Origin of the sequence: Seongchinamella unica (assembly GCF_004354085.1) — a bacterium.
GTDB classification, from domain to species: Bacteria; Pseudomonadota; Gammaproteobacteria; order Pseudomonadales; family Halieaceae; genus Halioglobus; species Halioglobus unicus.
On record NZ_SMSE01000003.1, the window covers coordinates 154988 to 177096 of the forward strand.

Below are 22109 nucleotides of genomic sequence, written 5' to 3' on the forward strand. Positions count from 1 at the left end.
ACCCGGGTCGTTCCGGCGAATGCCGTGGTCCGGCACCCCGGAATCTGTAAAGGGTGGAATACGTGCCGCAGGCTTTCTGGACCCCGGCGTTTGCCGGGGTGACGGAGAACGGGTTGCGGGCAGACTAAACCAGCACCAGATTGTCCCGATGTACCAGTTCCTCATCGCCGGCATAACCGAGAATGCTTTCAATGTCCGCCGAGGCCGATCCCATGATGCGCCGGGTTTCCACGGCACTGTAGTTCACCAGCCCACGGGCGATCTCCCGTCCTTCGTCATCGCGACAGGACACCATGTCCCCGCGAGCAAAGTCCCCATGCACACCGCGCACACCGACCGGCAACAGGCTGCGGCCGGATTCCCGCAATACTTTCACCGCCCCCGCGTCCAGCTCCAGGCTACCCTGTATCTGGACCATGCTCGCCAGCCATTGCTTGCGGGCATTCTGGGGTTTTTTACCGGTCCGCAGCCAGGTACCGATATCGGCGCCGGCCGTGACCCTGGCCACCACGTCAGCCACCCGGCCACTGGCAATCACCGTCTCGGTCCCGGAACGGGCTGCCAGCCGCGCTGCGCGCAATTTGGTTACCATACCACCGCGGCCCAGGGCGCCACCCTCGCCCGCCATGGCATCCAGTTCAGGCGCATTGACCTCGGCGGTGCGCACCAGCCTGGCGTCGGGATTCTGGCGCGGATCCTGCTCGTAGAGACCCTGCTGGTCGGTGAGCAGTAACAGCGCATCAGCGTCAATCAGGTTTGCCACCAGGGCACCCAGGGTGTCGTTATCGCCGAAGCGGATTTCGTCGGTGACCACCGTATCGTTTTCATTCACCACCGGCACCACACCGAGCGCCAGCAGGGTATTGAGGGTTCCCCGGGCGTTGAGGTAACGGTCGCGGGCGATGACGTCATCGTGGCCCAACAACACCTGGGCTGAAACAATGCCGTGGTCCTTGAAGGCGTTCTCATAACTTTGCACCAGCACCGACTGACCCACGGCGGCGGCAGCCTGCAGCTCGTGCAGCAAGTGTGGTCTAGCGGGCATACCCAGGCGGACAATGCCTGCAGCTACCGCTCCGCTGGATACCAGCACCACCTCGCAACCGCGTGCGCGCAACCCGGCGAGTTGCGCCACCAGGCCGCGGATCACGCCATCGTCGAGACCCCGGCCATCATTGGTCAGCAGGGCGCTGCCGACTTTAACCACCCAGCGGCTGCTGGCAGCGATTTCTGATCTGTCACTCATTTCAGGGAACGTACTCTACATCGACATCGTATTCATCATCGTCCCAGTCGTCGTCATCATCGTCGACCTCGGGACCGCGCCTGTGGCTTGCGCGCAATTCGGCAATGCGCTGCCGGGCCTCCTCCTGCATCTGCTGCTGCAGCTGGACATCGGCCTGGGCCAACTCCGGGTCGGCCAGCTCCCGCTCGCGCAGTTCCTCCAGGTAATTCATCAGGTCACCGCAAAGTGCCTCCGTCCCTTCCCCCTTGATGGCGGAAATTTCATAGACCGGGCCCTGCCAGTCCAGGGCTTCCAGCACGGCCGCTTTACGCCGGGCCAGGGTTTCCTCATCCACCAGGTCCGTCTTGTTCAGCACCAGCCAGCGCTCGCGATTCGCCAGTGTCGGACTGAAACGGCCCAGTTCACCGGCGATAGCCACCGCGGCATCTGCGGGCTCGACCCCGTCATAGGGCGCCATATCGATGATATGCAGGAGAATCCGGTTCCGGGTCAGGTGCTTGAGGAACCGGATCCCCAGTCCCGCGCCTTCCGACGCGCCCTCTATCAGCCCGGGAATATCGGCGATCACAAAACTGCGATGGGCCTCTACCTTGACCACCCCCAGGTTGGGTACCAGGGTGGTAAAGGGGTAGTCTGCCACCTTCGGTTTGGCTGATGACACCGCCCGGATCAGGGTCGATTTGCCCGCATTGGGCAGCCCCAGGAGACCGACATCGGCGAGCACCTTGAGCTCGAGCTTGAGCGATCGAACCTCACCTTCGGTTCCCGGTGTGGTTTGCCGGGGCGCACGGTTGGTACTGGATTTGAAGCGGGTATTACCCAGGCCGTGATAGCCGCCCTGGGCGACCTTGAGCTGCTGGCCCGAGGTCTGGATGTCACCGAGAATCTCCCCGGTATCCTCATCCAGGACCGTCGTGCCCACCGGCACCTTGAGGATCAGGTCTTCCCCCTTCTTACCGGTGCAGTTTTTGCCTCTGCCACCTTCGCCACTCTCGGCGCGGTAACTGCGCACAAAGCGATAATCGACCATGGTGTTGAGATTGTCGTCCCCCTCCAGGATCACGCTGCCGCCATCGCCGCCGTCGCCGCCGTCGGGTCCGCCCTTGGCGATGTACTTTTCCCGGCGAAAGCTCAGGCAGCCGTTGCCGCCCTTGCCGGCGTATACGGTGATACTTGCTTCATCTACGAATTTCATAACTTCCGCCTTTTTCTCAGTGTTCCGTGGTGCGGCTCCCCGAATATACCGTGCAAGACACGCTACAAGCACGTCCATGTGCGCTCGGCCTCCCGGAGCGCCGGCCGGGCCTTCCATGGCCTCGGACGGTCTTGCACAGTATATTCGGGCATCCACCCCTCGAGCTCTCGCACGCAGCCATAGTCGCCAATAAGCTTCTGCCGGCCATTCGATGTTCGCTGGGAGTGTGGAGGATTAATCACTCCAGGAACGTCTGAGGCCATGGATGGCCGAAGCCTAGCTGCCATGGACGGCGCTGTTGCGTTTCCTGGAGGGATTAATCCTCCGCGCTCCGGTGCCAGAGCAGGCCCGCAAAATTCAGTATATAAAAAAAAGCCCCGTCAATTGACGAGGCTTTCTGGTCTTGGTCGCGAGAAGTGCGATCAGGCGCTCACCACCTGAACGTACTTGCGGCTCTTGGGACCCCGGGTCACAAATTCAACCTTGCCGTTGGACAGGGCGAACAGTGTGTGGTCCTTGCCCATGCCGACATTCTCACCGGCATGGAACTTGGTGCCACGCTGACGCACGAGGATGTTCCCTGCCAGGACTTCCTGGCCGCCGAAGCGCTTCACACCAAGGCGTTTACTCTCGGAATCGCGTCCGTTACGAGTACTACCACCAGCTTTCTTATGAGCCATTGTTCAAACCCTCCTTTACGCCGAGATACCGGTAATTTTCACTTCGGTGAACCACTGGCGGTGGCCAGTTTCTTTCCGATGGTGCTTACGGCGGTTAAATTTAACAATCTTTACCTTCTTGTGGCGGCCGTGGGCGACCACTTCAGCGGTGACCTTGGAACCGTCAACAACCGGCTTGCCGATCTTGACGTCTTCACCGGTGCCGACCAGCAGAACCTTGTCGAACTCGACGGTTTCGCCGGTGGCTGCATCAATTTTTTCCAGCTTGAGGGTCTCGCCCTCAATCACACGGTGCTGCTTGCCACCGGCTTCGATTACTGCGTACATGTTTCACTCCGTTCAGTTAGCCTGCTCGCTTTTAGGAAAAACCCTTATAAATCAAGGGGGCAGAGCCAGGCACAAACAGTTAAATAAATATTCACCGCCACCTGCGACAGGCGCAGCAGGGGTCAGAGGGCGGCGATTTTACTTAAATCCGCCCCCTCCGGCAAGGTTTATTTCCATCTAAAAACAATAGCTTGCAGCATTCTTCAGGGGCCCCGAACCTTGACAGCGCAGCGAGACAGACCCTAGCATGCGCGTGCACTTTACGACTGTTCCCCCCTATGCAAGAAATACGTTCCGCCGTCGCCGCCGAGTTCGAGCAGGTTAACCGGCTTATTGTCGAACAACTCCACTCGAACGTGGACATGGTGGAAAACATCGGCCATTACATTGTCGATGCCGGTGGCAAGCGCCTGCGCCCGCTGCTGGTGTTGCTGACTGCGGCCGCCCTCGGACGCTGCGATGATCCCCAGATCAAGTTTGCGGCAGTCATCGAGTTCATCCATACCGCCACCCTGCTGCACGACGATGTGGTGGATATCTCCAGCCTGCGCCGGGGACGCCCGACGGCCAACGCCGAATTCGGCAACGCTCCCTCCGTGCTGGTGGGGGACTTTCTCTACACCCGCGCGTTCCAGCTGATGGTGCAGCTCGCCGACCCGGATATCCTGCGTCACATGGCTGACACCACCAATACCATCGCCGAGGGCGAGGTGATGCAACTGGTGCGGGCGGGCAACGCCGAAACCACGGAACAACAGTATCTGGACGTCATTACCCGCAAGACGGCAATTCTGTTTGCCGCGGGCTGCTATGGCGCGGCCACCCTCTGTGGAGAAAATGAAGCTACCCGTCAGTCGATGCGTCGTTTCGGGCTGAATCTCGGTATCGCCTTCCAGATGATCGACGACGTCCTGGACTACGAGGGAGACCCCGCCGCCATGGGCAAGAATGTCGGCGACGACCTCACCGAGGGTAAGCCCACCCTGCCTCTGATCTACGCCCTGCAGCACGGCAACGGCGAAGAGCAGGCGGTGGTAAGACGGGCCATCACCGAGAAAACCTCGGCGGACATTATCCAGGTGCTGGCGGCGGTACAGCGTTGCGGTGCCCTGGATTACACCCGGCAACAGGCGCGTCACTACCACGACCTGGCACTGGCGGAGCTACAAACCCTTGCTGACAGCGACGCCCGCAGTGCACTGCAGGCGGTCACCGCTCTTTCCATCAACCGGGATCACTGACCGGCAGGCTTTGGCGTTTGCACCTGCCAGCGACTGTTTCTATACTGCTGGAGCCGCCAGGCAATCCACCGCGAGCGCGCATACTATTACAAGCACAGCGCGCGGCAGACGTTTACTCACCGCAGTTACCATAAGGATACCGGCAATGCCTGCCACTCCTCTGTTTTCGCAACTGCCCTCTTACCGGGAAACCCAACAACTCGCCAGCGCTCTGCAACCTGGATCCGTCAGCGCCATGCTGGCAAGCGACCCGCAGCGCGCGAGCGACTTCACCCTCGCTGCCGCCGGCCTGCAACTGGACTACAGCAAGCAACTGGTGGACCGCAAGGCGCTGCAGGCGCTGCTGACGCTGGCCGCTGAAACAGGAATGAGCTCCGCTATTGCCGGCCTGCTCAACGGCGAGCGGGTCAACAATACCGAGGACCGCCCCGCCCTGCACACCCTGCTTCGTGCCAGCTCGGCGGACGGCCTCGCCGACAAGTTTGCGGAAGTCACCGCCGCCCGCGAGACCATGCGCCAGTGGAGCGAACGTCTCCACGACGGACGGCACAGTGGCTTTTCCGGCCTGCCCATCACTGACGTGGTCAACATCGGCATTGGCGGCTCGGACCTGGGCCCCCGCCTGGTCAACGAGGCCCTGCGACCCTATCACGGCAATGTAAGCTGTCACTACGTGGCCAATGTCGACCCGGCCGACCTGCAGGACACCCTGCTGGACCTGGACCCGGCCTCCACCCTGTTTATTGTCTGCTCGAAATCATTCCGCACCGAGGAAACCCTGACCAACAGCCTCGCCGCCCGGCAGTGGATGAAAAACGCCGGCGCCCGGGACGAGGATCTGGACAAGCACTTCCTGGCAGTGACCAGCAATCTGGAAGCGGCGGCGGATTTCGGTATTTCCCCGGGCAACTGCCTGCCCATGTGGGACTGGGTCGGTGGCCGTTACTCGGTGTGGTCTGCGGTCGGCCTGTCCTGTGCCATCGCGATCGGCTGGGATAACTTCCAGGCCTTCCTCGACGGCGCCGCTGCCATGGATGAGCATTTCGGAACGGCTCCCCTGGCAAGCAACATGCCAGTGATCATGGGGCTGCTGGAGGTCTGGTACGTCAACTTCTTCGGCGCCGGCAACCACGTGGTGCTGCCCTACGACAACAGCCTGCAAAAACTGCCCGATTTTTTGCAACAGCTGACCATGGAAAGCAATGGCAAGCGGGTCAGCAGGGACGGACAGGCACTGGACTACCGGACCGGCCCTGTACTGTGGGGGTCAGCCGGCACCATGGGCCAGCACTCCTTCCACCAGCTGCTGCACCAGGGTACCGAATTATGTCCGGCGGACTTCGTGCTGCCCCTGACCACCCATACCGGCATGACGGAACAGCACCGACGGCTGGTGGCCAATTGCCTGGCCCAGAGCCGCACCATGATGGTGGGGCGCAGCCTCGACCAGGCACGTGAGTCGCTGGTCTCACGGGGCATGGAATCCCGGCAGGCGGAAGCACTGGCGCCGCACCTGGCCATGCCCGGCAATCGACCCAACAGCGTGATTACCATGGCGGCGCTGACTCCGGCAACGCTGGGGGCACTGATCGCGCTCTACGAACACCGGACCTTTGTCAGCGGGGTGCTCTGGGGGATTAATTCCTTTGACCAGTGGGGGGTTGAGCTCGGCAAGGAGATCGGGGTGCAGATTCTGGGATTGCTCTCGGGTGAGGAATCGGATGCTGCTATGGATTCTGCGACGCGGCGCCTGATTGATGAGTGGCTGGCTGCCCAGTAGAGCGGAATCACTATCCGGACCGGCGCGCAAATGGTGCCCCCGCGGGACCGCCAAACAACCGCATCCATGCCAGGGACGGCGGAGGCCAAGGTGCCATGGACGGCGCGCTACCGGTTTCCGTGAGGGAATACGCCATGACCGCACCGTGCGGGCAAACAGATTAGGGCTGAGTGGAAGATATTAAGCCTCAATAAGCGCCAGTAACTCGTCGGTCTTCGCCCGCATCAGCGCCGCATCCCCGCGGCTCTCCACATTCAAACGTACCACCGGCTCGGTGTTCGACATCCTGAGGTTGAAGCGCCAGTCACCACAATCGACACTGACACCGTCGGTGTGGTCCAGACTGCCCTGGTCGGCGTAGGTCGCCTCCGCCTTTGCCAGCACCGCGGCGGCATCTTCCACACTGCGGTTGATTTCCCCCGAGCAGGGGTAGGCCGCCATACGTTCGGACACCATGGCTGACAGGGGTTTACCGGTGGTGGCAATGAGGCCGGTGACCAATAACCAGGGAATCATGCCACTGTCGCAGTAGGCAAAGTCACGGAAATAGTGGTGGGCACTCATCTCACCGCCGTAGACGGCGTTCTCGCTGCGCATGCGCTCCTTGATAAAGGCGTGACCGCACTTGGTCAGCACCGATACGCCGCCAGCGTTCCTGACCATATCCTCGGTGTTCCAGGTGAGTCGCGGGTCGTGGACGATACGCGCACCGGGCTCGCGCCCCAGGAAGGCTTCCGCCAGCAGTCCGACCACGTAGTATCCTTCGATGAACTCCCCGGTCTCGTCAAAAAAGAAACAGCGATCGAAATCACCGTCCCAGGCAATCCCCAGGTCAGCACCGTGACGGCGCACAGCGTCGATGGAGGCGGCCCGGTTGTCCGGCAACAGGGGATTTGGTACGCCATTGGGGAAATTGCCATCGGGCTCATGGTGCAGCTTGATAAACTCAAAGGGAAGGTGAGGTTCCAGCAGGTCGATCACCCGGCCGGCACCGCCGTTGCCGGCGTCCACCACGATTTTCAACGGTTTCAGGGCCGGCACATCCACGTAGGACAACAGGTGTTCGACATAGCCCTGATCGGTGTCCAGGCGATGCAGCGTCCCGGGGACCGCCGCTGGGGTGAAATCATCCTGTTCCGCCAGCGCACGAATATCCTTGAGCCCGGTATCAGCGGAGATCGGCCTTGACGCCTCGCGCACGAACTTCATGCCGTTGTAGTCTTTCGGGTTGTGACTGGCAGTCACGGCGATGCCACCGCCCATGTCCGCATGAGAGGTGGCGAAGTAAATCTCCTCGGTGCCACACAGGCCAATGTCATAGACATCCACCCCCTGCTCCATCAGGCCCGCACTGAGCGCCCCCTTGATCGCTTCGCTGGACAGGCGGATATCGTGACCGACCACCACCTTGCCCGGCTTGATGACCTCGGCGTAGGCGCGACCAATACGCCGGGCAACATCTTCATTGAGCTGGTCGGGAACCCGGCCGCGAACATCGTAGGCCTTGAAGCAGCCAATTTCCTTTACCGCCATCTCGCTCAATCTTTGGCGTAGTAGTTTTCATACACGTGATTGGTGGCCTCCACGAAGCCCGGCACGCTGCCGCAATCGAAACGCCGCCCCTTGAACTTGTAGGCCATGACACAGCCACGTTTGGCCTGGGTCTGCAGCGCGTCGGTCAGCTGTATCTCACCGTTGGCGCCAGGCTCTGTCTCTTCAAGAATGTCGAAGATATCCGGGGTAAGAATGTAGCGCCCGATAATCGCGAGGTTGGATGGGGCGTCTTTCTGATCGGGTTTTTCCACCATGTCGTCGACCCGATAGATACCGTCCTTGAGGCTTTCGCCGGCAATCACGCCGTACTTGTGCACCTCTTCCATCGGGACTTCCTGAATAGCGACAATGGAGCAGCGGAACTGGTTGTACAGCTCGGCCATTTGCGCCAGTACGCCCATACCCCCGGCGTTGAGACACAGGTCGTCCGACAGCAGCACACCGAAGGGCTCGTTACCGACCAGTGAACGGCCGGTGAGAATCGCGTGTCCCAGGCCTTTCATCTCCCGCTGGCGGACCATGGTGAACACGCCCCTGTCGAGTACACCGCGAATACTTTCCAGGTAGGCTTCCTTGCCAGTACCGGAAATCTGGTGCTCCAGTTCATAACTGATGTCGAAGTGATCGGCAATGGAACGCTTGCCCCGGCCGGTGACAAAGGCGCAGGTGGTCATTCCGGCCTCAATGGCCTCCTCCACGCCGTACTGCACCAGCGGTTTGTTGACGATGGGCAGCATCTCCTTGGGCATACTCTTGGTGGCCGGGAGAAAGCGGGTTCCGTATCCTGCTACCGGAAACAGGCACTTCTTGATCATGGGAGTCTCCTTGTCGTGCGCCTAGTCCTGGCGCCCATATTGATCATCAAATCTTACGATATCGTCCTCGCCGAGGTAGCTACCGGACTGTACTTCGATCAGTTCCAGGGGAATGCGACCGGGGTTGGCCAGTCGGTGGCGCGTACCCAGCGGAATATAAGTGGATTCATCTTCACCCAGCATGAAGGTCTTGTCATCACAGGTCACTTCCGCGGTACCGCTGACCACGACCCAGTGCTCAGCCCTGTGGTGATGCATTTGCAGCGACAGGCGCTGGCCCGGGTCGACAATAATCCGTTTCACCTGGAACCGGTCACCCGTTACCAGGGATTCGTAGGATCCCCAGGGGCGGTAAACCTGGCGGTGCAGGGAGACCTCCGGTCGGTTCTGTTCCTTGAGCCGGTTAACGATACGCTTCACATCCTGGACCCTGTCGCGGTCCGCCACGAGCACGGCATCCGCGGTTTCAACCACCACCAGGCCCTCGACACCGGTAGCCGCCAGCAGGCGAGAATCGCTGTAAAAATAACTGTCGCTGCAGTTGTCGAGGATGACATCGCCACGGCTGGCATTGCCGCTGTTATCCCGTTCAGACACGTCCCACAGGGCGGACCAGGCGCCGACATCGCTCCAGCCACAGTCCAGAGACACCACACCACCGCGGTCAGTGTTTTCCATCACCGCATAGTCAATACTGTTCGCAGGACAGCTGTCGAAAAGCGCCGGCTCCGGGCGGATAAAATCCATATCCCGGTGAGCAGCCTCCATGGCCCGGCGACAGCAGTCGAGAATTTCCGGGGCATGTTTGCCCAGTTCTGCGAGGTAGACGGCTGCGCTGAACAGGAACATTCCGCTATTCCACAGGTATGCGCCGCTCTCCAGATAGGTGGAAGCGGTGTCGGCATCAGGTTTTTCAACAAAGCGCTCCAGTTCGAACAGGTCTTCTGCGAGGGACTCGCCACACTTGATATAGCCATAGCCGGTTTCCGGGCTGGTGGGCACCACGCCAAAGGTCATCAAGCGCCCCTGCTGCGCCATCGGCACAGCCTTGCCGACAGCGGCAACGAATGCCGGGACATCCTGGATGACGTGGTCGGCCGGCAATACCAGCAATAGCGATTCCGAATCTTCCGCGGCCGCGTACAGCGCCGCCAGGGCCACTGCGGGCGCCGTATTGCGACCCACCGGCTCCAGAATAAGAGCGCTGGCCGCAATATCCACCTGGCGCAGCTGCTCTGCCACCATGAATCGGTGTTCCTCGTTACACACCACCACCGGCGCTGACTCGTCCAGGCCGCTGGTTCGCTGCAACGTTTCCTGGAGCATGGACAACTCGCCGGCCAACGGCTGAAACTGCTTGGGATGGGCCTCGCGGGAAACGGGCCAGAGCCGGCTACCCACACCGCCGGAGAGAAGAACTGGGGTTAACATGTACATCCTTGAATAGAGCTGCGGTCATACCGCCGGGGCGGGGCTGTATAGGTCCTGCAAAGCCACGCCTTTCATGCCAAACATCTTATCCGACACGCCCGCTATTGGCCAGCAAACCGGCCCCGCGCGCCCTTTGATAGCGCTGGACTTGTGGCCCCCAGTCATTAGAATGGGCACGCTCATCGCAATCTCCCCGGCAGCGGCCGACAACACGGAAAAATCATGACAGGACAAAGCGCGTACACCAAGGAAGAGTTGGTTGCATGTGGTCACGGCGAACTGTTTGGCGAAGGTAACGCCCGTCTCCCCATAGACAACATGCTGATGCTCGACCGCATTACCCACATCAGCTCCGAAGGTGGCGCTTACGGCAAGGGCGAAATCGTCGCCGAGCTGGATATCCACCCCGATCTCTGGTTTTTTGAGTGCCACTTCCCTTCCGACCCGGTCATGCCCGGCTGCCTGGGCCTGGATGCCATGTGGCAGCTGGTGGGTTTTTTCCTCGGCTGGCGCGGCAACCCCGGTCGCGGCCGGGCCCTGGGCTCCGGCGAGGTCAAGTTCACCGGACAAATACTGCCCACGGCGAAAAAAGTAGTCTATAACATCAATATGAAGCGGGTGATCGAGCGCAAGCTGGTGATGGGTATCGCCGATGGCAGCGTCTCGGTTGACGGCCGCGAAATATACACAGCGTCCGACCTGCGCGTTGGCCTGTTTACCTCAACGGAGTCCTTCTAAGGTCATGAGCAGAAGAGTAGTTGTTACCGGCCTGGGCATTGTTTCCTGCCTGGGAAACAGCGCCGAGGAAGTGACCCGCTCCCTCTACGAGGGCAAGTCGGGCATCAGCATCCGGCAGGAACAAATCGACATGGGCATGCGCTCCCACATTGCCGGCAGCCCGGACATCGACACTGCCGCGCTGATCGATCGCAAGCAGCTGCGGTTCATGGGCGATGCCGCCGCTTTTGCCTACATCTCCATGGCTCAGGCCATTGAAGATGCAGGCCTGGAAGACAGCGATGTTTCCAATGTACGCACCGGCATCATCGCCGGCTCCGGTGGCGCATCATCAGCGAGCCAGACCGAGGCCGCCGATATTCTGCGCGAGCGCGGGCTGCGGCGTGTCGGCCCCTACCGGGTCACCCAGACCATGGGCAGCACCGTGTCCGCCTGTCTGGCCACACCCTTCAAGATCAAGGGCGTGAACTACTCGATCTCTTCCGCCTGCTCTACCAGTGCCCACTGCATCGGCAACGCCATGGAGCAGATACAGCTGAACAAGCAGGACATCGTGTTCGCGGGTGGTGGCGAGGAACTGCACTGGACCCTGTCCAGCCTGTTTGATGCCATGGGCGCCCTCTCCACCAAGTACAACGACACCCCGGAGCGAGCATCTCGCGCCTATGATGCGGATCGCGATGGTTTCGTGATCGCCGGAGGCGGCGGCATGCTGGTGCTGGAAGAGCTGGAACACGCCAGAGCCCGGGGCGCAAAAATCTACGCGGAACTGGTCGGCTACGGCGCCACCTCCGACGGCTATGACATGGTCGCTCCCTCCGGCGAGGGCGCGGTGCGCTGCATGCAACAGGCCCTGGCCACGGTTGAAGGTGGCGAAGTCGATTACATTAATGCCCACGGCACCTCGACCCCGGCCGGCGACATTCAGGAGCTGAAAGCCGTGAAGGAAGCCTATTCCGGGCGGGCGCAGATCCCGGTAGTCGGTTCCACCAAGTCACTGTCCGGTCACTCCCTGGGCGCCGCGGGTGTGCAGGAAGCCATTTACTCCCTGCTGATGCAGCAGAACAACTTTATCGCCGAGTCCGCCAATATCGAAAACCTGGACCCGGAAGCGGAGGGCCTGCCCATCGCTCGCCAGCGCCTGGACAACGTGGACCTTCAGCGCGTCATGTCCAACAGCTTTGGCTTTGGCGGCACCAACGCGTCGCTGGTGTTCCAGAAGCTGGCGAACTGAATGCGGCCGGGAGCTTTCCCGCTCCCGCGCACCCGGTGCCGCTAGGCCAGCAGGTCCAGCAATAACACCTGCACCTCGTCCCCCTCTTCAATCACCGCCCCGGCGGGAATCACTGCCAGCGCATCACTGTGGCTTACCGAGCTGAGCACACCTGAACTCTGGTTGCCGTAGCGCCTGGCAATCAGGCGGCCATTGCTGCGTTGAAGGCTGACCCGCAGGTGGTCGCGACGAGCACCCGCTCGCGGCACCGAAAATGCCGCCTGCGCGCTGAGCGCGGGTAGCTCCAGTTCCCTGGCGCCCTGCAGCTTGAGTAGAAAGGGTCTGGCCACCAGGCAAAAGGTGGCGAACACCGACGTGGGATTGCCGGGAAGGCCGATGAAAGGGGTGCCGGCAACCGCACCAAACGCCAGCGGCTTACCCGGCTTGATCGCCAGCTTCCACAGGTCCAGGCGACCGAGGCTTTCCACCTGGGCCTTGACGTGATCCTCCTCCCCCACGGAGACGCCGCCGGAAGTGATCACACAGTCCGCCTCCCGGGCGGCGCTGGCCAGGGCTTCCCTGGTGGCCTCGGGGTCGTCAGGGACGATGCCGCAGTCGATGAATTCCACTCCCAGCCTGGCCAGCAGCCCGGCCAGGGTAAAGCGGTTGGAGTTGTACAACTGTCCTGGCTCGAGCTGCCCAGCGCCGGGCTCCACCAGTTCATCGCCGGTAGACAATACTGCAACCTTCAGGGGGCGATACACCTGGACCTTGGCACAGCCTACAGACGCCAGCAGACCCAGGTCCTGGGGGCGCAACCGGCGCCCGGCCTGCAACACAACCTCGCCGGCGCGGATATCCTGACCCCTGCGCCGGATATTCTGTCCCGGGTGGACCTCTCCCTGTATCACGATAGCTCCCGCTCGCTCGGTACAGTTTTCCTGCATAACCACCGAATCGGCTCCCGGGGGCACGGGAGCGCCGGTAAATATCCTGGCAACACTCCCGGACTCCAGCGCCACACCCGTGGTACCGGCAGCAATGCGCTGGCTCACTGGCAGCGGTCCCGGTGAATCCGCCGCGCGCAGGGCGTAACCGTCCATCGCACTGTTATCCTCGCCGGGCACATCGATCGCCGCCACGACCGCCTGCGCCAGCACCCTGCCCACTGCCTGCAACAGCGGTATCTCTACGGTATCCGGAGTGGTGCTAACACTTGCCAGAACGCGCTCCAGCGCCTCGTCAAGCGGCATCAGGGCGCCCATTGTTACTGAGCCCGCACCTTGAGTACCCCGACGAAATTACAGGGTCGGTGGGTGCTGTCCAACTGTTCGCGTATGAGGCCGTTCCAGGCCGTCTTGCAGGCTCCCGTCGATCCCGGCATACAGAAGATCACCGTGTTGTTGGCAAAGCCTGCCAGTGCCCGGGACTGGATGGTGGAGGAACCTATTTCCTGGTGGGAAATGGCCCTGAACACTTCACCAAAGCCATCAATATCCTTGTCGAACAATGGCCTCACAGCCTCGGGCGTCGAGTCCCTGCCGGAAAATCCGGTACCGCCGGTAACCAGTACCGCGTCAATGGCCGGGTCGGCGATCCAGCGGGAGAGCACGGCCCGAATCTGGTAAATATCGTCGACGACAATCGCCTTGTCGCCCTTGCGGTGTCCCGCCGCCGTCAGCGCCTCTACCAGGTAATGACCGGACGTGTCGTCGTCTTCGTTGCGGGTGTCGGAAACCGTAAGCACGGCCACTGACAGGGACTGCGGGGTGGTATCGGTGGCCTTGGCCATGGGGTGTTCCTCACTTTTTTTGCTGAAAATACCATTTCACCTGGTCGCCAATGGCATTACGCCAGGGCAACTGTTTGATCGCGAAGGTATTACGAATCTTGCTGCATTCCAGCGAGCGATTGAGGCTGGGGGCGTCCGGGTCCATGGGTTCCAGCTCGACTGCCGTGGGGCTGAATTCGGAAAATTGCGACGCCGCCGCAAGAATGGCCTCGGCGAATTGATAGTGGGTGGCTGTTTCCGAGCTACAGTAGTGATAGGTGCCCCAAAGCTCGGCGCCGGTACTGATCTGGTCCAACAGGGCCGAAACCACCCTGGCTCCGTCGACCGAGGCCACCGGGCAACCACGCAGGTTGTTATCCAGGACCAGGCTCTGGCCGTTGATCATTTCCCCGAGCATGCGGGTAACGAGGTTGGCGCCCTCACTGGCGAACACCGGACCCAGTCTCAACACCAGGTGACGTTCGCAGTACTGGCGCACGACCGTCTCCGCGGCTGCCAGCAGGGCACCTCCCTCCTCCCTGCTATCGGGTTCATCTTGCTCGTTATACATGCGATCAAGTTCTCCACTGAACACGCGGGAACTGGATATGAAGAGGTAGCAGGCGTCATCGCGCAGGCAGGACTTGGCGACCCACTGGCAGCGCTGCAGATCCAGGTCGACGATTTCCTGGCCGCTATCGGCCACTGCCTCCACCCGGATATCCACGACCGCGTCGGCCTTAGCACGGCGTACCGCCTTCTTGGCCTGCCGCTCACTTTTCCAACGGGAGGCGGATCGGGTCAGGCAGACCAACTCGTGGCGGCCCAGGTCCTCCATGTAGTCAGTGAGCGCCCGTCCCAACGGGCTGTCTGATCCGAGAATAAGTACGCGCACGCGCTGTGGTCTGCAACCGTCAAACGAAAGGAGAAAGCAGAAAGGTACCATACTCCTCCTTTTCAACCGAAGAAGTTTTACCCCGCCGGGGTTATCACCCGGTAATGGACTGGCTTGCACGTCATGGCGGACTGGTCAGGGAGAACAGGTTTAGCTCGATGCAGACAGACAAAAAAGGCCGCTATTCAGCGGCCTTGTGCGACAGGCTTGCTCGGCGGAGCGTTCCCTAGAAGGGAATATCGTCATCGAAATCGTTGAAATCCTGGGCGGGAGCCGCCTTGGGTGTACTCTGGGCCGGCGCTGAACCGCCCTGGGGCTGGGCTGGCGCCGACGGGTTGTAACTGCCACCACCACCGCCGAAGTCACCGCCGCCCTGGCCGGCGCCACGGCTGTCCAGCATTTGCATTTCACTGGCCACCACTTCCGTGGTGTAGCGATCCTGGCCTGATTGGTCAGTCCATTTACGGGTTTGCAGTGAGCCTTCTACGAACACCTTGGATCCCTTCTTCAGGTACTCGCCCGCGATCTGGCCGAGGCGATAGTTGCCGCGATCGCGGAACACCACCCGGTGCCATTCGGTACGCTCTTTCTGTTCACCCGTCTGCTTGTCGCGCCAGGTTTCCGAGGTAGCTATGCTGGCGTTGGTAACGGCACCGCCATCGGGAAAAAAGCGGGTTTCAGGGTCATTGCCCAGGTTGCCGATCAGGATCACCTTGTTGACGCCGCGTGAAGCCATAAATTACCTCGATTGAAATCCAAAAAAAGCTATTTTTGTTGAATGCAGGACTATAGCAATCCCACTGTTGAATTGCGACAACGAGGGCGGCCGATTTCAATCGAAAACGGCCAGCTGCCTCGCCCCGCAGGCATCGGGATCGAGACGATGCTTCAGGTTTTCAGCCGATCCAGCCAGCCACTGGCTCGCTGCAACGGTCGCTTCTGCCAACCCGGACCCTGCCGCCGGTAGACGGATTCTTCCAGCCTGCGAACCAGGTCGGTCGCCTTGTACCCCAACCAGCGCAGAGGTTCGGGTTCCCAACGCCTGAGTTGACTCTCGATACTGCCGGCAAAGGCCCAGGGTGCCTGTACCAGCTCGGTATCGCGTCCCAGCACCTGGTCGGCCAGGGTGCGGGCCATCAGGTTAGCTGCGCCCACACCCTCACCAAAATAGCCACCGGCGGTGCCTACGCCGGTGGTTCGATCATAAACTGCGTGGGGGAAACCGTTGCGCGGCACTCCCAGCGTGCCACCCCAGCGGTGGGTGATCAGGGTGCTCTCAAGCTGCGGAAAACAGGCCGCCAGCAGTCGATGCACCTCCTCAAAGTCCCGCCCATGCAGGCCGAACTCGCTCCGCGGCCCGCCACCAAAGCGGTAGGTGCCGCGAGCCCCGAACACCATACGATTATCGGCACTGCGCTGGCCATAGGTAATCAGCGGACTGGCCTCGCAGAAGACCTCGCGTTCCGCCAGACCAATGTCATTCCAGAGGGACTCATCCAGCGGCTCCGTCGCGATGATCCGACTCTGCACAGCCAGCACCCGCTCACTGACCTCAGGCAACCGGGAACTGTACCCCTCCAGCGCCAGCAACCGGCTGGGTGCCCTGATCCGCCCGGTTGCAGTCACCATATGGCCTGCTTCCAGGCCGGTTACCGGGGTCTGCTCGTAAATGCGAACACCCAGGCCACGGAGGGTCCGGGCCAGGCCGAGTACCAGCCGGGCGGGCTGGATACGGGCGATGTGCGGGGTATAGATGCCGCCCAGAGCCCCGGCGATGCGCAGCCGGGAGCTGAGTTCAGCGGCCTCCAGCCAGCGGAAGTCGTCAGCGCCAAACCCCGCCGCACGGTACTCATCCAGCAGCTTGCGCTGCAGCGCAAGTTGCTCCGGGTAGCGGGCGGCGGCATAAATACCACCCCCGCGCCGATAGTCACAATCAATATCGTTTTGCCCCAGCACCCTTTCCACCTCGGGCAGAATCCCGTGGATCAGGGCCCCGGTCTGCTTGCGCCGCTGGCCGTCCAGGGCACTCAACAGCCTGGTTTCCCCTTCCAGAGCAGCCATCATCCAACCGCCATTGCGCCCGGAGGCACCAAAACCACAGCGCTTGGCCTCCAGTACACAGACGTCCAGCTCCGGCGCCAGGGTTTTCAGGTAGTAGGCGGTCCACAGGCCGGTGAAACCACCGCCGGCAATGGCGACATCGGCGCGGGTATCGCCGTCGAGCGGGTCGAAGGGCGGGGCGTTGTCAGCCTGTTCCATCCACAGACTGATAGTGCCGGGGGAATCCACCGACTATTCCCCGGTAGCGGCTGCAGCCCGGGTGGCTACCGAGTGGGACGGCAGGAATACCAGAAACCAGATCACCGCAAGCCCGAAGCAACTCATCACCAGGGCCGTGTTGCCGCCAGTTTTAACCAGCCAGCCGCCCAGGGCGCCACCCGCGAAGGCGCCGAAAAACTGGCAGGTGGAAAAAATACCCAGGGCGGTACCCTTGCCACCCTGAAACACCGCCTTGCTGACCAGCGAGGGCAGGGTCGCCTCGAGATAATTGAAACCACTGAAAAATAGCCACATCCCCAGGTAAATCATTGCCGGTAGCCAGGCGATAGACATAATCACCATGGCCAGCATCAGCAGGATGATGCCCAGCAGAAACATTTCCCGCATCCGCCCCTTGCGTTCCGCCAGCACCATCATCGGCACCATACCGGCGATCGACAGCGCCAGCGCTGGCAGGTAGACCAGCCAGTGGCTGTCCCGATCCAGACCCGCCACATCCAGCAGCTGCCCGGGAACGACCAGGAACAGGGCCATCAGGATGAAATGCAGGCTGAATACCGCAAAATTGAGCCTTAGCAGCCCAACATCTCTCAGGCTACGCATGAACAGGCCGCTACGTGCGCCCACGTCATCATGCCGCAGGCCACGCGGGGGAGTCGGCACCAGGAACAGCACAATCGCAATGCCGACGATGGCGAGCAGCGAGGTAAACCAGAACACCGCCCCCAGGCCACCAGCGGCGGCTACCGCGGGCCCCAACACCAGGGCAATGGCAAAGGACAGGCCGATGCTCATCCCCACCAGGGCCATGGCCTTGGTCCGCTGTTCCTCGCGAGTCAGGTCGGCCACCAATGCCATGACTGTGCTTGCGATAGCGCCAGCGCCCTGCAGCGCTCGTCCGAAGACCACGCCGTAGATAGAATCCGCCAGCGCCGCAATCACGCTGCCCAGGGCAAATACCAGCAAGCCGCCGATAATCACCGGCTTGCGCCCGAGCTGGTCTGAAAGCCAGCCCAGGGGAATCTGCAGCAACGCCTGGGACAGTCCATAAATGCCCAGTGCCAGCCCGATGGTCAGCGGGTCCGCCCCCGGTAAATCAACGGCGTACAGCGCCAGCAGCGGCAGCACCATAAACAGGCCCAGCATCCTGAAGCAGTACAACAGGGCGAGAGAGCTGACACTGCGCCGCTCCAGCGGGGTCATGGGGTGTTCGGTTATCACGTGGGAAAGGGTTCTCGAAGTTTGCGCTGCATAATACCAGTTTAGTGCTCTGCGAACACGTCGCTTAACTGATCGGCGACAGTTGCGACATCCCGTCGAGCCGGGCGAAGAGAAGTCCGTTTCCCTTTGCATGGCGTAACACTGAGGACATATACTTTCCTGTTCTGATTTTTCTGCGGTAATTGACTCCCAATGGATACCATCCACGTTCGCGGTGCACGCACCCACAACCTGAAAAACATCGACCTGGACATTCCCCGCGACAAGCTGGTGGTCATTACCGGGCTGTCCGGGTCGGGCAAGTCCTCGCTGGCTTTCGATACCCTGTACGCCGAGGGCCAGCGCCGTTACGTGGAGTCCCTCTCAACCTACGCCCGGCAGTTCCTGTCGATGATGGAAAAACCGGACATGGACCACATCGAAGGCCTGTCTCCCGCCATCTCGATCGAGCAGAAATCAACCTCCCACAATCCCCGTTCCACCGTGGGCACCATCACCGAAATCTATGACTACCTGCGCCTGCTGTTTGCCCGGGTGGGCGATCCACGCTGCCCGGATCACGGCCTCAACCTGCAGGCCCAGACGGTGAGCCAGATGGTCGATACGGTGCTGGCACTGCCGGAAGGCAGCAAGCTGATGCTGCTGGCACCGGTGGTACGGGACCGCAAGGGCGAGCACCTGCATGTTTTCCAGGAACTGCGCGCCGCCGGTTTCGTGCGCGCGAGAATCGATGGCATCGTCACCGATCTCGATGACGTACCAGACCTTGAAAAGAACAGGAAGCACCGCATCGAAGTCGTTGTCGACCGTTTCAAGGTTCGCGACGACCTGGGGCTGCGGCTGGCGGAATCCTTCGAAACTGCGCTGGGCCTCACCGATGGCCTGGCATCCGTTTCCTGGATGGACGACGACGGTGAGGATATTGCCTTCTCGGCCCGCTTCGCCTGCCCCGAATGTGGCCACAGTATCGACGAGTTGGAACCGCGACTGTTTTCGTTCAACAACCCGGCCGGGGCCTGCGGCGGCTGCGACGGCCTCGGGGTCAAACAGTACTTTGATGCAGATCGCATCGTGCTGCACCCCGAGGCTAGCCTGGCCGAAGGCGCCATCCGCGGCTGGGACCGGCGCAACGTTTACTACTTCCACATGCTCACTTCGCTGGCCGAGCACTACGGCTTCGACATCGATACCCCGTTTGAACAGCTGGGCAAAAAGCACCAGAAAATCATCCTCCACGGCAGCGGCAAGCAGGAGATCGCCTTCTCCTACATCAACGACCGCGGCGACGTCTTCAAGCGCACCCACCCATTCGAGGGAATTATCCCCAACATGGAGAGACGCTATCGCGACACCGACTCGCAATCGGTGCGCGAGGACCTGGCCAGGTTCCTGGCCACCCAGCCCTGCCCTGATTGCAAAGGCACACGCCTGCGCAAGGATGCCCGCCATGTCTTCGTAGACGAGCGCACCCTTCCCTCCATTACCAACATGTCGGTCGGCGAGGCGGAAACCTACTTCAACGAGCTGGTGCTGGAGGGACGCAAAGGCCAAATTGCCGACAAGATCCTCAAGGAACTGCGCGCCCGCTACCGCTTCCTGGTCGATGTCGGTCTCAACTACCTGACCCTTAACCGCAGTGCCGAGACCCTGTCCGGTGGCGAGGCCCAGCGCATCCGCCTGGCCTCACAGATCGGTGCCGGCCTGGTGGGCGTGATGTATATTCTCGATGAACCTTCAATCGGGCTGCACCAGCGGGACAACGAGCGCCTGCTGAAAACACTGACCCACCTGCGGGATCTGGGCAACACGGTGCTGGTGGTGGAGCACGACGAAGACGCCATCCGTACCGCGGATCACATCATCGACATCGGGCCGGGAGCCGGCGTGCACGGCGGCCGGGTGGTTGCCGAAGGGCAGATGAAGGATATTGTCGCCAACGAGAACTCCCTCACCGGCGATTATCTTGCCGGGCGCAGAAAAATCGAGGTGCCGGCAAAGCGCACCCCGGCGGACCGGAAAAAGCAGCTGGTACTCTCCGGGGCTTCGGGTAACAACCTCAAGCACGTTGAACTGGAAATCCCAGTGGGCCTGCTCACCTGCGTTACCGGCGTATCAGGCTCGGGTAAGTCCACCCTGATCAATGGCACTTTGTACCCGCTGGCCGCCACCGCACTCAACGGGGCGACCACGCTCACACCAGCCCCCCACGATGGCATCTCCGGCATGAACCATATCGACAAGTGCATCGATATCGACCAGAGCCCCATCGGCCGCACACCGCGCTCCAATCCCGCCACCTACACCGGTATTTTCACCCCGGTCCGGGAACTGTTTGCCGGCACCCAGGAAGCCCGATCGCGCGGCTACAAGCCCGGGCGCTTCAGCTTCAACGTCAAGGGCGGTCGCTGTGAAGCCTGTCAGGGGGATGGTGTCACCAAGGTGGAGATGCATTTCCTGCCCGACATTTATGTGCCCTGTGACGTATGCAAGGGCAGGCGGTACAACCGGGAAACCCTGGAAATCCGCTATAAGGGCAAAAACATTCACGAAGTGCTGGAGATGACGGTGGAAGACGCGCTGGCGTTCTTTGAACCGGTCCCGGCCATCGCTCGCAAGCTGCAGACGCTGATGGACGTGGGCCTGTCCTACATCCGCCTTGGCCAGGCCGCCACCACCCTATCCGGCGGCGAGGCACAGCGGGTGAAACTGTCCCGGGAGTTATCCAAACGGGATACAGGAAAGACCCTGTACATTCTCGATGAGCCCACCACCGGTCTGCACTTCGAGGACATCAAGCAACTCCTGGAAGTGCTGCACAGGCTGCGCGACCACGGCAACACGGTGGTTATCATCGAGCACAATCTCGATGTCATCAAAACCGCCGACTGGGTCGTCGACCTGGGGCCGGAAGGCGGTTCTGGCGGGGGACAGATCATCGCCACCGGCACCCCGGAAGAGGTTGCCAAAACCAAGGGCTCATTCACCGGCCGCTTTCTCGCTCCACTCATTAAGCGCAGCAGAAAAAAAGCGGCCTGATTTTTGTCGAACTTCTGACCAGGCCGCGCTTGCCGAATTCACCCCTACGTCAAATCTGTCTCGCCTAACAACCGCGTACCCTTTTCAGGCTCCGTACTTGCTGGACTCGGTAGCTCACGAATCCCACTGAATTCTGACGAAGAGAGGACGCTATGATGAAAAAGATACTGGTACTGGCAGCCGCCATGACCGTGGGCTCCACAGCTTATGCAGGCAATTGTAAATCACCGGAGGCGCTGTCAATCAAAGACATCGCTGCCAATGACATGAACACTTTCGGCACCCTGGTCGCCGCAGCGGCCAAAGCGGGCCTGGTCGACTTTCTTGACGGCAACCGCAACCTGACTGTATTCGCCCCCACCAATGGCGCATTCGACGCGGCTGCGCAGGCAGTGTTAGAGGACGACAGCGCTACCGGCATTGACCTGGTCAATGCCCTGGACGAGGACACCCTGGGCGTCATCCTCAAGTACCACATCGCACCTGGTGAACGCGACGAAGCCGACGTGCTGGACTCCACGAGAATACGCATGCTTAACCGTGACTTCACATTTCCTTCCCTGGACGGTACGACCGCATTTATCAATCATGTGTCTGTCCTGCAGACCGATGTCTTCGCCTGCAACGGGGTCATCCACATCCTAGACGGTGGTGTGTTGCTTCCCCCGGAAGAATGAACACGGCCT

General features: G+C 61.2%; 19 protein-coding genes. 6 read left to right on the top strand and 13 right to left on the bottom strand.

Features of this window, described 5'->3' with window-relative positions:
• Positions 1-124: 124 nt before the first annotated feature.
• The 4 genes from proB to rplU all read right to left on the bottom strand — a co-directional run bounded on the left by proB (position 125) and on the right by rplU (position 3448).
• Complete coding sequence (gene proB, locus E2F43_RS12750) at positions 125-1246, bottom strand: glutamate 5-kinase (RefSeq protein WP_133213287.1); 1122 nt, start codon at positions 1244-1246, stop codon at positions 125-127.
• 1 nt (position 1247) lies between these two features.
• The gene (gene cgtA / locus E2F43_RS12755) at positions 1248-2441 is read right to left on the bottom strand and encodes an Obg family GTPase CgtA (protein WP_133213289.1); all 1194 of its coding nucleotides are present in this window, start codon (positions 2439-2441) and stop codon (positions 1248-1250) included.
• A 422-nt stretch (positions 2442-2863) separates the two neighbouring features.
• The gene (rpmA, locus tag E2F43_RS12760; protein ID WP_133213291.1) at positions 2864-3121 is read right to left on the bottom strand and encodes a 50S ribosomal protein L27; all 258 of its coding nucleotides are present in this window, start codon (positions 3119-3121) and stop codon (positions 2864-2866) included.
• A gap of 15 nt (positions 3122-3136) precedes the next feature.
• On the bottom strand, positions 3137-3448 hold the full coding sequence (gene rplU, locus E2F43_RS12765) for a 50S ribosomal protein L21 (RefSeq protein WP_133213293.1): 312 nt from the start codon (positions 3446-3448) through the stop codon (positions 3137-3139).
• 278 nt (positions 3449-3726) lie between these two features.
• Between rplU and E2F43_RS12770 the strand changes: the two genes are divergently transcribed.
• On the top strand, positions 3727-4689 hold the full coding sequence (locus E2F43_RS12770) for a polyprenyl synthetase family protein (protein ID WP_133213295.1): 963 nt from the start codon (positions 3727-3729) through the stop codon (positions 4687-4689).
• 145 nt (positions 4690-4834) lie between these two features.
• A complete protein-coding gene (gene pgi / locus E2F43_RS12775) occupies positions 4835-6469 on the top strand; it encodes a glucose-6-phosphate isomerase (RefSeq protein WP_133213297.1) in 1635 nt (544 codons plus the stop codon).
• A gap of 180 nt (positions 6470-6649) precedes the next feature.
• Here pgi and E2F43_RS12780 read toward each other — a convergent pair whose 3' ends face one another.
• The 3 genes from E2F43_RS12780 to E2F43_RS12790 are packed head-to-tail and all read right to left on the bottom strand — an operon-like array spanning position 6650 to position 10269.
• Complete coding sequence (locus E2F43_RS12780) at positions 6650-8002, bottom strand: phosphohexomutase domain-containing protein (RefSeq protein ID WP_133213299.1); 1353 nt, start codon at positions 8000-8002, stop codon at positions 6650-6652.
• 5 nt (positions 8003-8007) lie between these two features.
• Entirely contained in the window at positions 8008-8838 is an 831-nt protein-coding gene (gene galU / locus E2F43_RS12785) for a UTP--glucose-1-phosphate uridylyltransferase GalU (protein ID WP_133213301.1), read from the bottom strand.
• 21 nt (positions 8839-8859) lie between these two features.
• On the bottom strand, positions 8860-10269 hold the full coding sequence (locus E2F43_RS12790) for a mannose-1-phosphate guanylyltransferase/mannose-6-phosphate isomerase (RefSeq protein WP_133213303.1): 1410 nt from the start codon (positions 10267-10269) through the stop codon (positions 8860-8862).
• Positions 10270-10491: 222 nt separating this feature from the next.
• On the opposite strand from E2F43_RS12790, the gene fabA reads away from it, so the two are divergent.
• Complete coding sequence (gene fabA, locus E2F43_RS12795) at positions 10492-11007, top strand: 3-hydroxyacyl-[acyl-carrier-protein] dehydratase FabA (protein ID WP_133213305.1); 516 nt, start codon at positions 10492-10494, stop codon at positions 11005-11007.
• 4 nt (positions 11008-11011) lie between these two features.
• Positions 11012-12241, top strand: coding sequence for a beta-ketoacyl-ACP synthase I (fabB, locus tag E2F43_RS12800; protein WP_133213307.1), 1230 nt, complete (start codon positions 11012-11014; stop codon positions 12239-12241).
• 41 nt (positions 12242-12282) lie between these two features.
• Here the strand turns inward: fabB and E2F43_RS12805 are convergent, their stop codons facing one another.
• From E2F43_RS12805 to E2F43_RS12830, 6 genes are all read right to left on the bottom strand, one after another.
• The gene (locus tag E2F43_RS12805) at positions 12283-13485 is read right to left on the bottom strand and encodes a molybdopterin molybdotransferase MoeA (RefSeq protein WP_238946908.1); all 1203 of its coding nucleotides are present in this window, start codon (positions 13483-13485) and stop codon (positions 12283-12285) included.
• A gap of 2 nt (positions 13486-13487) precedes the next feature.
• Positions 13488-14012: a molybdenum cofactor biosynthesis protein B gene (gene moaB, locus E2F43_RS12810; protein ID WP_133213309.1), complete on the bottom strand. Its 525-nt coding sequence runs from the start codon at positions 14010-14012 to the stop codon at positions 13488-13490.
• Positions 14013-14022: 10 nt separating this feature from the next.
• Positions 14023-14886, bottom strand: coding sequence for an SDR family oxidoreductase (locus E2F43_RS12815; RefSeq protein ID WP_165954312.1), 864 nt, complete (start codon positions 14884-14886; stop codon positions 14023-14025).
• 226 nt (positions 14887-15112) lie between these two features.
• Complete coding sequence (ssb, locus tag E2F43_RS12820) at positions 15113-15622, bottom strand: single-stranded DNA-binding protein (protein ID WP_133213313.1); 510 nt, start codon at positions 15620-15622, stop codon at positions 15113-15115.
• 152 nt (positions 15623-15774) lie between these two features.
• A complete protein-coding gene (locus E2F43_RS12825; protein ID WP_238946909.1) occupies positions 15775-17175 on the bottom strand; it encodes an NAD(P)/FAD-dependent oxidoreductase in 1401 nt (466 codons plus the stop codon).
• Positions 17176-17178: 3 nt separating this feature from the next.
• Positions 17179-18387, bottom strand: coding sequence for an MFS transporter (locus tag E2F43_RS12830; protein ID WP_238946910.1), 1209 nt, complete (start codon positions 18385-18387; stop codon positions 17179-17181).
• Positions 18388-18579: 192 nt separating this feature from the next.
• Here E2F43_RS12830 and uvrA point away from each other — a divergent pair, with 192 nt between their 5' ends.
• Both uvrA and E2F43_RS12840 read left to right on the top strand, forming a co-directional pair.
• Positions 18580-21423 (top strand): excinuclease ABC subunit UvrA, encoded by a 2844-nt coding sequence (uvrA, locus tag E2F43_RS12835; protein ID WP_133213315.1) that lies wholly within the window; start codon positions 18580-18582, stop codon positions 21421-21423.
• 152 nt (positions 21424-21575) lie between these two features.
• Positions 21576-22100 (top strand): fasciclin domain-containing protein, encoded by a 525-nt coding sequence (locus E2F43_RS12840; RefSeq protein WP_133213317.1) that lies wholly within the window; start codon positions 21576-21578, stop codon positions 22098-22100.
• Positions 22101-22109 lie beyond the last annotated feature (9 nt).